The sequence below is a fragment of the Chryseobacterium sp. ISL-6 genome (assembly GCF_018613715.1).
GTDB lineage: Bacteria > Bacteroidota > Bacteroidia > Flavobacteriales > Weeksellaceae > Chryseobacterium > Chryseobacterium paludis.
Genome location: NZ_JAGGPT010000005.1, coordinates 255769 through 268789 on the forward strand (window position 1 = coordinate 255769; position 13021 = coordinate 268789).

A 13021-nucleotide genomic window follows, 5' to 3' on the forward strand; every position below is an offset into this window, starting at 1 on the left:
TTTTTTTTATGAATTTTTGTTAAAATCCTTATATTTAACTAATTGTGTTAAATTTTAATATTTAATTTTGTCGATTATTAAAAAGTTGTTAATTTTTTACGATTTTCTTTTGTATTGTTAAGAAAGTTTTACAAATTTGCAATAATAAAAAAAATAATCAATTTAAATATGAAGAAATTAACAACTAGTGTTCTAATTGTAGTTTTGTCTTCGTCTTTTTTTGTTGCAAATGCACAGCAAAGAAAGAGTGATACAGTAAGAACACAGAATATCGAAGAAGTCGTTGTTACAGGGGCTCTTGGTATTAAGAAAAAAGCTGATGCAGTAACAAATGCACAACAAGTAGTTGGCACAAAAGAATTAAACCAGGCTTCAGCTCCAAATGCTGTACAAGCTTTGACAGGAAAGGTATCTGGTTTACAGATTACTCAGACTGATAATGGTGTAGGAGCAACAAGTAGAATCGTAATTAGAGGGAATAAATCAATTTCTGGTAATAACCAGGCTTTAGTTGTTATTGATAACGTAATTTCCTCTGCTGACGTTTTAACTCAAATACCTCCAGAAGCAATTGAGAGTATAAATGTCATTAAGGGATTACAAGGTGCAGCTTTATATGGGCAGCAAGGGGTAAACGGTGTTATTATCGTTGCTACTAAAAGAGGAGCTAAGAGTGAGAAAATGCAATTTACTCTAACTTCCTCAATACAAATGACCCAAGCTTTTAAATTTCCTATAGTTCAACAGCAATATGGAAAGGGATATCCACATGAGCCTGCTTTTAGTGCTGGTGATCCAGATTATAATGGAGCAACTTATGTGCCTTTTGAAAATATGTCTTGGGGTCCAGCTTATAACAATCCTGATATTGGAGGACAAATGGTTCCTTCAGGGCTTCCGCAAGCAAACAATCAATTTATCTATGAAAAGTTTGCTCCTGTAAAAGATCATTTTTCTAAATTTTTCAAAAATGGCGTAATCTTGCAGAATGGTATTACTGTTAATTCTGGGGGAGCTGATTCTTATGCAATGTTATCTATCAACAGATTAGAAAATGATTTCGTTGTTGAAGGTGATAAATTAAGACAAAATAGCTTTTTATTAAAAGCTGGTAAAAAGTTAGATAAATTAAGAATTGACGGTACTGTTAATTATATTAGTAAAATTACAAATCAATCTGATTCTGAGCTATACAACGATATCCTTCAAATGCCTACAATGAACGATGTCAGAAAGTATAGAAACTCTGGTATCGAAGGAGGTTTATCTGCATTTACTAAAAACCCTTATTATCAGATTGAGCATACCAGACAGAATACTATTAATGATTATTTATCTGGAATCTTGTCATTACAATATGATTTTAACAAGAATATCAATTTAACATACACAGGTAACGTATTTTTAAATAATTCAAGATCAGATAACCATGATGATGGCTTTAAAGCAACTCAGATATATGATGCAGGGCTAACATTTGACGGAGGGAATTTACAGGATTATACGCAAAATGCTAATTATGATTCTTACTATATCAACCGTACAGTAAATACAAGAAGCTATTATGGAGATATTATGTTGAATTTCAACTATGATCTTACTGATGATATTAATTTGAAATTAAACCTTGGTAATAACATTCAGGATAGCTACAGAACTGCAAGATCAATGGGAGGAACTAATTTAATTGTTCCGGGATGGTATGATATCCGTAATGTTAACAGTCCGATTCAACCAGGAAACCTAAATGGAGCAGCTGCACTGGATAATATTGCTTTTGAAAATAGTACTACAAGACAAAGGATTGTTGCAGGATTTGCCAATTTAGATTTATCATATAAAGATTATCTATTTTTAAACTCTACTTTTAGAATTGAACAAAGTTCTGTTTTATCTACATTCTATAATGGAGAGCTTCATAATAAAACATATCCTTATTACTCTGTAGGTCTTTCATTCGTTCCTACAAAAGCATTTGAAGGATTGAAAAATGATGTGATTAATTATATCAAGATCGCACCAAGTTTCACAAGAGTTGGAAATACATCAGCAGTATTACCTTATAATACTACAAATGTTGGTGTTATACCTGCTGGTTATCCTTTTCCAGGATTACCTGGCTATGGGGTAAATGCTGCGCAGACAAACAGAGCAATAAAACCAGAATTTATATCTACTGTTGATTTAAACGTTCAGTTAGGTTTCTTCAATGATCGTATTACTCTAGAAGGATCGATTTATCAGTCTGATACAAAAGACTTGATTACTAATGCGAATGTTTCAAATACTTCGGGACTTAATACACTGAAGGATAATTTTGGGAAAACCAGAATGAAAGGTTTGGAAATAGATTTGGGTATTACACCATTCAAAACTCAGGATTTCACTTGGAATTTAAGAGCTTCTTTCGCGAAATCCAGAACTACTGTAATAGATTTACCAAATGGACTTGATGAAGTAGCACTTGCTGTTCCTTATCAAACAGTTGGACTTGGAGTTTTTGCGATAAAAGGATCTGATGCACAGGTTATTAAAGCTACTACTTTCCAAAGAGATGATCAGGGAAGAATTATTGTAGGTGCAGATGGTGTTCCATTGCAAAGTACTACTTTAACTAGTATGGGTAGAGTGACTCCAGATTATACACTTGGGTTGAATACTTCTATCAGATATAAGAGCTTTACACTTTCCGGTACTATGGATTACCGTAAAGGGGGTAAATTTGCATCACTAGGTAAAAGTATTCTTACATTTGCCGGGATGACAGAAGATACTGCTGGTTTTGACAGAAGCCAAGGGTATGTGATTCCTAATTCAGTACAAATAGTAAATGGTCAATCTGTTGCCAACGTTACTCCAGTAGGAGGAACTGCAGATTATGATGGTGTTGCTGGATATTTCAGTTCTCAATCTCTACAAAGATTAGGAGAACCAATGGTATTAGATGCTACAGCCTTTAAGGTAAGAGAAATCGCATTGTCTTATGATATTCCAAAATCTGTTTTATCGTCAACTTTTGTTACTGGTTTTACAGTTGGTCTATTTGCAAGAAACCCATTCTTTGTTTATTCGAAAGAAAACAGAAACTATGCTGATCCTGAAACTTCTTACACAAATGGTAATGGTGCTGGTATTGCAATCGCAGGTCAATATCCTTCTCAAAGATCTTTTGGTATTAACTTAAAAGCTACATTCTAAACTTTAAAAAAATTATGAAAAATATAAAATTAACAACAGCAGTTTTATCTATATCTATGTTGTTTGCATCGGTGTCATGTAATAGATACCTTGATGTTAATGAAGATCCAAATAACATTGGGATTGATAAAGTTACTCCAAATGAATTATTGCCTGTTGGTATTACATCAACATATGCAAAGCAGTCTCAGACATTAAATAGGTTTGCGAGCGTTGCAATGAATTCAACTGCAGGAAACTCATTGGTATATGGAGCTCCATTTATTGATGATTATAAGCCTAACGTTTCCAACACATTTTACAATGATGTTTGGGATAGTATTTTCAGAGGGATTGCCAATTTTCAACAGATAATTGTATTTAATGATCCTACTAAGAAATATACCCAGCATAAGGCAATGGCAATGATTATGAAGGCGAACTATGTACAGATATTAACAGATTTGTATGGTGATATGCCATATTCTGAAGCTTGGAAAGGACAAGATAATTTAACGCCTAAATATGATAAAGGTGAAGATATCTACAAAGCTTCTATTGCTGATTTAGAAAGTGCAATTGTTCTATTAAATTCTAATTCTGGAGATACTCCAACTGGAGATATTGTTTTTAAAGGAGATAAAACTAAATGGAAGGCTTTTGCTAATACATTGAAACTAAGGTATTTGCTAAGAATGTCAAATGTGACAGGTGCTATGGCGACTTACAGAGATCAAAAGTTAGCATCATTAAGTGGTGCAACTTTTATTGATCAGGATGTATTGGAGAACCCAGGATATTCAGCTGCAAATGATGCACAACAAAATCCATTTACAAATTTCTTCGTAAAAACTAGTTCAGGTAATAATGCTGCGAATTTCTCTATCAATGTTGCTTCTGAGCATGAGGCAATTATCTTAAATGGAAATATTGAAGGAGATAGCCGTCCGGTCTATCAGAAATTTAATGGAATTGTTGATGGTAGAAGAGCAAGAATGTTTAATCTTAGTGGTGGAAAAGTTCAAGGGATTAGACAAGGTAATTTACCAGGTCAGCCAGGTGTACCAACTTCTGTTTCAAGATTCTCTTATGGTATTACCATCGGAACGGGAACACCTACTACTACTGCTGAATTAACAAGTATGGCATCAGCTAAATCTGGTTGTATCATGACTAGAGCAGAATCCAAGTTTTTACAAGCAGAAGCGGCTTTAAAGTATCCGGGTATTTTCTCAAATGCTAATGCTAATTTTACTGCTGGTATAACAGCTTCATTTAATTACTTTGGAGTTACTGATGCTACTTTATTAACAAATTATTTAACAGCAATAGCAGCAAGACCAGGATTGGGATGGACTGGAACTGATGTGAATAAATTGGAGGCTATTATGACTCAGAAATGGATCGCTTTAACAGGAGTTAATCCTGAGCAATCTTTCTTTGATTATACTAAAACAGGTTTCCCTGTGACTCCTCTAGCAACTGTTTCTTCAAATCCAAAACCTAACAGACTAATTTATCCTCTTTCAGAATATATTGGTAATGCTAGCAATGTTCCAGGAATAAGTAATTCTGATGTATTTAGCAAAAATCAATACACGCCATTCTGGGCAAGAAATTAATTTGATCATTCATTTTAATATATTTAAAACCGCTCTTTAGAGCGGTTTTTTTTTGTTTTAAGTAATATTTAATTTTTGATAATTTATACTAATAAGAAGAAATAAGGATAAAAATATTATATGCATAGCATTGTATATGGTCGTGAATTTGATCACGAATGGATTGAAAATATAGTAATTGAATGTAATATCTAATGAAGGGATTGCTTTTAATATTCTGTTAATCAGCTGTTAATTCTATTATTAGGCTCCTTTTTATAATTAAATATCACTACTGTATGATATAGTATGTCGTTTTTATAGACTGGTCTATTTTTTACAATTAAATCACTTATTAGAGTTTTAGTTTTTGTTAAATCTTCAATGTTTAACAGAAATTATTAACTTAATTGATGATTATGTTGATGATTTTTGAACAATTGTTAATTTTTTATAATTTTCTTTTGTGTTCTTAAGAAAGTTTTACAAATTTGTAAAGCTTAAATAATTTGATATGAAGAAAATAACAGCAAGTGTACTTATACTTGTGTTGTCCTCATCGTTTGCACTCACCAATGCACAACAAAAGAAGACAGATACAGTAAGAACACAAGACATCGAAGGAGTCGTAGTGACTGCCCTTGGAATTAAAAGAGATAAGAAATCTCTTGGTTATGCCTCTGAAGAAATAAAGGCCGAGGCGTTAACTGGTGGAACGACAAACACCGGAAACGTAGCATCACTTCTTTCAGGTAAGGTAGCCGGGTTACAGGTTAATACAAACAATAACTTTGGCGGATCAGCTAACCTTTTAATTAGAGGTTACAAATCTCTATCCGGAGGTTCTCCACTTATCGTAATAGATGGTTCTCCAGTGAACAATAACACGGTTGCAGGATCAATATTCGATTACGGAAACTTTCTCTCCGATATTAATCAGGAAGATATTGAGTCTGTAAACGTTCTGAAAGGAGCCGCCGCATCTGCATTATATGGAGAAAGAGGTAGTGATGGTGTTATCTTGATCGTTACAAAAAGTGGTAAAGGTAAAGATGACGGTACTTGGGGAGTAACAATAAATTCTGGAATAACTGCGGGATTTATTGACAAGTCTACCTTTCCTAAATACCAAACAAAATACGGCGCCGGTTACGGAGGGAATTCTTGGAATGAAGATCCAAACCCAGACGGACACAATTATGCTAACTTCGTAGATGATGCATCTTATGGACCTGCATTCGATCCCAATCTTTTGGTATATCAATGGGATTCTTACGATCCATCGTCTCCAAATTATAAAAAAGCAACACCATGGGTTGCAGCTAAAAACGGACCGATTAAATTTTTTGAAACTCCGATTACCTATGTGAATACGCTTACGCTTGAGAAAGGAAATAAAACATCGAATCTCTCACTATCTTATTCTAATATGCTTTCTAATGGTCTTATGCCAAACTCTGAATTAAGGAAGAATACCATATCAGCAAAATTTAATCATGATTTTACAGAGAAATTACATGCATCAGTTTTTACCACTTTAACTTTGCAGGGTACAAGAGGTAGAAACGAAACAGGTTATTCTGACAATATTATTACTGGTTTCCGACAATGGTGGCAGACTAACGTAGATGTTGAAGCATTGAGACAGGCATATCAAAATAATGGAAACTCTAATTTTTCCTGGAACAGAACTGCTTCTGATGATGCAACACCTCAATATTGGAACAACCCTTACTTTCAAAGATATCAGAGTTATCAGTCAGATGATAGAACCAGAATATTCAGTTATGCACAGTTAAAATACGATGTTTCCAAAAATTTCGGAATTACAGGAAAGTTATCGTATGATGATCTACAGATGGTTATAGAAGAAAGGTTAATGAACGGATCAATACCTCAGGTATTTGGAGCGTCAGGCCTTAATGTAGGTTCAGGATATTCGAGAACAAATGTGAAAAATACAGAAATCAATTTTGATTTATTTGCTAACTATAAATTTGATATTACCTCTGATTTGAATGTGAGTGGTATTGTCGGAGGAAACGTCAGAAGAAATTTAGTAGATAATGTATTTGCAACTACGGAAGGAGGACTTTCGAAGCCGGGATTATTTGCGATTTCAAACTCAGTAAGAACAATACTTCCTCCTGATGAGACCTACCAAAAGTTTGTTACTTCGAGTATTTATGCAACAGCATCTTTTGGGTATAAAAATTTCTTATACGTTGATGGAACGTATAGAATGGATCAAAGTTCTAACCTTCCAAAAAAGAATAATAACTACGATTATTATTCAGTTACAGGATCTTTAATTCTTTCAGAATTTGTAAAGCAGGATTGGCTTAGCTTCTGGAAAATAAGAGGAAATTATGCAGAGGTAGGTTCCTCAACAACGAATTACAGATTAGTAAATACATTTAAAGCCAGAGGAGAAGGATTGTTTGATCAGCCTTTTTTCCTTGCTAATCCAAATTTAAAGCCGCAGAGATCTAAGGAAACAGAATTTGGTATGGAAGCACAATTCTTTAAAAACAGATTAGGATTTGATGTAGCTATCTATAAAACAAGAACAATTGATCAAATCATTAATTTGCCAGTATCTTCAGCTACAGGATATAGAACGTTTTTAGTAAATGCCGGGCAGGTCAATAATAAAGGTATAGAAGTGCAGTTAAATGGTACGCCATTTAAAACCGATGACTTTAGATGGGATATTGATGTAAACTGGTCTAAAAATGAAAATGAAGTAGTTTCTTTAAATGGAAATTCTCAAAATTATCTTTTAGCAAGTTATCAGAACAATGTATCTCTTAATGCTCGTGTTGGCGAAGCATTTGGAGCTTTGGTGGGATCGGATTATGTATATGATGCTAATGGACAAAAAGTAGTTAATGCGACTACAGGAAGGTATTTAAGAAACAATAATCAGATTATAGGAAATGTTACACCTGATTGGGTAGGTGGTGTAAGAAATAGTCTTCGCTACAAAGATTTTTCATTCAGCTTCCTGATTGATGTGAAACAAGGAGGGGATGTATTTTCTCCAGATATGGGATATGGTATCTCTACCGGGTTATATGAAGAAACAGCGTATTATAGAGAAAGTGGGGTAGTCTATCCAGGAGTGAATCCAAATGGACAAGTCAATACAACACCTACAAGTACTCCTGGAATTAGTGGTCGTGTAGATGGATATAATGCTATGCCAAACAAACGATTTGTTTATGACGCATCTTATGTAAAATTAAGAGAAGCCAGTATAGGGTATAATTTACCAAAATCATACTTAGCGAATACAGGTATCCAGGATGCAAAAATTTCAATTGTTGGAAGAAACCTTTGGATCATCCATAAAAATTTACCTTATGCCGATCCTGAAACAGGAACAGGGAATGGGCTAGCTGCTAAAGGACAATCCATAGGATCGTTGCCTACAACTCGTGACATTGGGATAGACATAACTTTAAAATTCTAAAAAATGAAAAAAATATTTTTAATTATAGGTGTTGCTTCACTCGCATTAACTTTGAATTCATGTGAGAGGGATATTACTTCATTGAACGAAGATCCAAAACATCCAACAGAAGTTCCATCAGGAGTACTTTTTGCAAGTGCGGAACACGCATTGCTTGATCAGGTATTGAACGTTAATGTTAACAGAAACATAAGTCGATTTTTCACCCAGCAATGGTCGGAAACAACATATCCGGATGAGACAAATTATAATATGACTGCTCGTCCGATACCTAGAAATCATTACAACCGTATGATGTCGTCTGCTTCTGCTACAATAAACTCTCCGGGGGTTCTGTCAGCATTAAGAGATGCAAGAAGGTTTCTTGATGGAGAAAGTGTAACTCCGGTTCAAAGAAATAATAGCATCGCTATGATAGAATTAGTGAATGCTTACGCATGGGCTAATTTAGTAGATACTTATGGAGATATACCATATTTTGGAGCGTTGAAAGCTACAGCGGAAAACCCTGGAAATGCTGAAATTCCTTATGATGATGCAAAGGTCATTTACCTTGATCTTGTTAAAAGGATCGATGCTGCTTTGGCATTGATTAATACTTCTGAAATAGGATATGATAAAGATTTAATTTACAAAGGAGATATGTTTAAATGGAAAAAGATGGGAAATTCTTTGAAGTTTAGACTCGCTATTGCTTTAGCAGATGTAGAACCCGTACTTGCCAAAACCTATGCTGAAGCGGCATATACAGGAGGGCTATTTACAGAGAAGGCTGATAATTTTGGACTACAGACATTTCCTTCAGGATTATTATCCAATCCGGTTTATCAAGACGTAATACAATCTGGTAGAAATGATTTCTTACCTTCAAATATTCTGGTAAATTTCATGAATACTAATAATGATCCAAGAAGAGCGGTTTGGTTTACTACTGTTGCTAATGCTTATGTTGGTGGAGTGTACGGTAGCCAAAATGTATTTAACCAATATTCTCACTTTACAAATGTTATTTCAGGAGAGAATGCACAAGGATTTTTATTGGATTATGCTGAAATTATGTTTTTGAGAACTGAGGCTGCTGCTCGAGGTTTTGCTGTGGGTGGAACTGCTACTACCTTATATTCGCAGGCAATTCAAGCTTCCATGACGGAATATAATGTTGACCCAACTCAGGCTAGTGCATTTATAGCTGCACATCCATTTGATCCAATTAATTGGAAAAAATCAATTGGTGAGCAGGCGTGGATAGCGATGTTTAATAAGGGCTTCCAAGCATGGAATTTTACAAGAAGACTGGATTTTCCTGTATTTGCAAATCCATCAGGATCATTAGTAGAAGCAGTGCCAGTAAGAATGCCTTATTCTGATCAGGAATATCTTTTAAATGCTACTAATGTAAAAGCTGCAGCTGCAAAAATTGGAGGCGATAAAGTGTCAACAAAAATCTTTTGGGACAAATTTTAAATTAATTAATAATCTAAACAAGCATTTCTGTTTAGATAAAGTAAATGTTTTTATATGAAATTTTTAATAGGATTCTTTTTTTTAATGTGCATTATTTCATGCTCCAATGATGACGATAATAACAATATTGTAGACAATGTAAGCATCAATGGAAATTGGAAACCCTATAAATATGAATTCAGGGGTAAAACTTATATGGTAAATGATTGTGGTCTCAAAGGTCAGCTATTGATCAATGCAGATTTTACTGGAGTTTATGAAAGATATGATCTTTCTACTTCAGGTAACTGTACTAAATTTGATTCCTTTGCTGGTAAATGGGGCTATGACAATCTATATAGTACTCTTACACTTACATATAATGAAGGTGGAGCAGTTAAAACTCTTAAAAAGGAGGTAGAGTCATTTTCCACTACTGAGCTTAGGGTATATGATAATTCTAAAAATTTAGATAATGTGCCTGGAAATGATGAAGCCGTTTTAATTTTTATAAAACAATAGCATTTCTTATAATAAACCGCCTTCGGGCGGTTTTTTTATTTCCGTATATTTGTATTTCAAAATTAGAACATGAATATTAAAGATATAATAGAGGAAAAACTTTCGGAAGTCATTTTAAATGTATATCAGTTAAAAGAAATTAATCTGGAGGTTCAGGAAAATAAAACTGAGTATGAAGGAGATTTTACGATTGTTACCTTTCCACTAGTTAAACAATTAAAGAAAAATCCCGAAAGTATAGGAATAGAATTAGGAGAATCTTTAACAGCACAAACAGATGTGTTTGAAAGCTTTAATGTGGTTAAAGGATTTCTGAATGTTAAAGTTAAAAACCAATTCTTTGTAGATCAATTGAGATCTGTAACTGATGGTTTCTCAAAAATTGAAAAGAAAGATGCAACAGTGATGGTAGAATATTCTTCTCCAAATACTAATAAACCACTGCATTTAGGACATATCAGAAATAATTTATTAGGTTTCTCTGTTGCTCAAATTCTAAAAGAGGCAGGATATGATGTGATCAAGTCACAGATCATTAATGATAGAGGGATTCATATTTGTAAATCGATGTTGGCTTGGGAAAAGTTTGGAAATGGGGAAACACCTGAGACAACCCATACCAAAGGAGATAAGTTTGTTGGAAATTATTATGTAGAATTTGATAAAAATTACAAAAAAGAAATAGCCGAGCTTGTTGAGAAGGGAATAGGAGAGGATGAGGCGAAGAAAGAGGCTCCTTTAATGAAGGAAGCTCAAAAGATGTTGCTGGACTGGGAAAATGGTGATGAAAAAGTAAGAAGCCTGTGGAATGAAATGAACTCTTGGGTCTATAAAGGATTCAATGAAACTTATAAGAGACTAGGCGTTGATTTTGACCAGGTTCAATACGAAAGCAATACCTATATTTTAGGAAAGGATCTTATCCAGGAAGGCTTGGAGAAAGGGATTCTATATCAAAAAGAAGACGGATCGGTTTGGTGTGATCTTACAGATGAAGGCTTGGATCAAAAGCTTTTATTACGCTCTGATGGGACTTCTGTTTATATGACTCAGGACTTGGGAACTGCGGTTGAAAGATTTAAGCAAAATGATATTCAAAAGCTAATTTATACGGTAGGGAATGAACAGGATTATCATTTCCAGGTTTTATTTAAAATCCTGAAAAAATTAGGCTATGCCTGGGCTGATCAATTATTCCACTTATCTTATGGAATGGTGGAACTTCCTGAAGGAAAAATGAAATCCCGTGAAGGAACTGTTGTAGATGCTGATGATTTGATGCAGGAAATGTATGCAACAGCGAAATCTAAGGCGCAGGAATTAGGAAAACTTGAACACCTGTCTGATGAAGATAAAGAAACATCCTACGAGACTGTTGGATTGGGAGCATTAAAGTATTTTATGCTAAAAGTAGATCCTAAGAAAAAAATGCTGTTTAACCCGGCAGACAGTATTGATTTTAACGGAAATACAGGTCCTTTTATTCAATATACCTATGCTCGTATTCAATCCTTATTAACAAAAGCAATGTACGCTCAAAAAGAAGTAGCTAATGTTGAATTAAATCAATCTGAAAAGGAACTGATCATGCAATTAGCCAATTATAAAACGGTAGTTGCTAGAGCAGCAGAAACATTAAGCCCAGCCTTAGTTGCTAATTACCTTTACGATCTTGTAAAATCTTACAATTCTTTCTATCAGAATAATCCTATTATGATTCAGGAAGATGAGAATGTAAAGCAGACCCGATTAAATCTATCAGATCTAACGGCTCAGACAATAAAGAAATCTTTAGGATTACTGGGAATAGGAACCGTAAACAGAATGTAAAATATCAGCCTCTTGAATTCAAGAGGCTTTTTTATGAAGCAGATTCGTTTTGTTTAGGTTGATTTTTGTGACTGTCTTCATATAATTTGGCGTCACTCCACTTGGCATGTTTGGAAGGAACAATTTTATATCCTCTTTTGTAAGAGTATACTTTTGTAAATTCTGCTCCGAAAAATATCAGCATACAGGAATAATTGATCCACATCATAATAAGAATAACAGTTCCTGCGGTTCCAAAAGTTGAGGTTGGTTTGAAATTACTAAAGTAAAGACTCAATAAAAACTTACCTAATGTAAACAAAAGGGTCGTCAATATAGCACCTTTCCAGACCGGTCTCCAGTTGATTTGTACATCAGGTAGAAATTTAAACATTAGGGCGAATAACAGCATCACAAGAGCAAAGCCAACAGCAAAATTCACCAATTCCACCAACATATAAGTTTCAAAACCAAAATAATTTGTGATCCAGGTATTAAAAAGGCTTATTGCTGAAGAAAGGATCATGGTGATCATTAATAAAAATCCAAGGATGAGGATCATTCCCAGGGAATTGGCTCTGTCAAGAAGAAATTTAATTAATGCTTTTTTGGGTGCTGATTGTACATCCCAAAGGGTATTTAAAGAATGTTGCAATTGAAAAAATAATGTGGTGGAACCAAAGACCAAAGAGCCTATTCCTACTGCCTTCATGAAAATGTTCTGTTTGTCGATCAATGCGCCGGCAATCATATTTTCTACACTTTTGGCAACATCATTTCCCATCAATCCACTGATCTGAGTACTGATCTGCCCACGGATGGCTTCTTCCCCGAAAAAGTTTCCGGCAATCCATATGATAATAATTAATAATCCCGGAATAGAAAAGATCGCATAATATGCTAAACTCGCCGAATCTCTTGATGCGGTAGAACTGTTCCATTCTGCAAATGTGTCTTTTAAAACCTCCCAGAAAAATTTTATATTGTTGATCAT

General features: G+C 34.3%; 7 protein-coding genes. 6 read left to right on the forward strand and 1 reads right to left on the reverse strand.

Annotated elements, in window-relative coordinates:
* The first annotated feature begins 168 nt into the window (after positions 1 to 168).
* The 6 genes from J7E44_RS08840 (at position 169) to argS (ending at position 12048) form a co-directional block, all read left to right on the forward strand.
* Entirely contained in the window at positions 169 to 3198 is a 3030-nt protein-coding gene (locus J7E44_RS08840) for a SusC/RagA family TonB-linked outer membrane protein (protein ID WP_214828124.1), read from the forward strand.
* Positions 3199 to 3212: 14 nt separating this feature from the next.
* Positions 3213 to 4799 carry a SusD/RagB family nutrient-binding outer membrane lipoprotein gene (locus tag J7E44_RS08845; protein ID WP_214828127.1) on the forward strand — a complete coding sequence of 529 codons (1587 nt, stop codon included), beginning with the start codon at positions 3213 to 3215 and terminating at the stop codon, positions 4797 to 4799.
* Positions 4800 to 5292: 493 nt separating this feature from the next.
* A complete protein-coding gene (locus J7E44_RS08850) occupies positions 5293 to 8253 on the forward strand; it encodes a SusC/RagA family TonB-linked outer membrane protein (protein ID WP_214828130.1) in 2961 nt (986 codons plus the stop codon).
* A gap of 3 nt (positions 8254 to 8256) precedes the next feature.
* On the forward strand, positions 8257 to 9717 hold the full coding sequence (locus tag J7E44_RS08855; RefSeq protein ID WP_214828133.1) for a SusD/RagB family nutrient-binding outer membrane lipoprotein: 1461 nt from the start codon (positions 8257 to 8259) through the stop codon (positions 9715 to 9717).
* 54 nt (positions 9718 to 9771) lie between these two features.
* Positions 9772 to 10218: a lipocalin-like domain-containing protein gene (locus J7E44_RS08860; protein ID WP_214828136.1), complete on the forward strand. Its 447-nt coding sequence runs from the start codon at positions 9772 to 9774 to the stop codon at positions 10216 to 10218.
* Between the two features lie 69 nt (positions 10219 to 10287).
* Positions 10288 to 12048, forward strand: coding sequence for an arginine--tRNA ligase (gene argS / locus J7E44_RS08865; RefSeq protein WP_214828138.1), 1761 nt, complete (start codon positions 10288 to 10290; stop codon positions 12046 to 12048).
* Positions 12049 to 12079: 31 nt separating this feature from the next.
* Here argS and J7E44_RS08870 read toward each other — a convergent pair whose 3' ends face one another.
* Positions 12080 to 13021 carry a YihY/virulence factor BrkB family protein gene (locus J7E44_RS08870; protein ID WP_214828141.1) on the reverse strand — a complete coding sequence of 314 codons (942 nt, stop codon included), beginning with the start codon at positions 13019 to 13021 and terminating at the stop codon, positions 12080 to 12082.

Coding starts and splice junctions, on each gene's coding strand:
- J7E44_RS08840 (WP_214828124.1), top strand. CDS start 169: ATGAAGAAATTAACAACTAGTGTTCTAATTGTAGTTTTGTCTTCGTCT.
- J7E44_RS08845 (WP_214828127.1), top strand. CDS start 3,213: ATGAAAAATATAAAATTAACAACAGCAGTTTTATCTATATCTATGTTG.
- J7E44_RS08850 (WP_214828130.1), top strand. CDS start 5,293: ATGAAGAAAATAACAGCAAGTGTACTTATACTTGTGTTGTCCTCATCG.
- J7E44_RS08855 (WP_214828133.1), top strand. CDS start 8,257: ATGAAAAAAATATTTTTAATTATAGGTGTTGCTTCACTCGCATTAACT.
- J7E44_RS08860 (WP_214828136.1), top strand. CDS start 9,772: ATGAAATTTTTAATAGGATTCTTTTTTTTAATGTGCATTATTTCATGC.
- argS (WP_214828138.1), top strand. CDS start 10,288: ATGAATATTAAAGATATAATAGAGGAAAAACTTTCGGAAGTCATTTTA.
- J7E44_RS08870 (WP_214828141.1), bottom strand. CDS start 13,021: ATGATCAACAATATAAAATTTTTCTGGGAGGTTTTAAAAGACACATTT.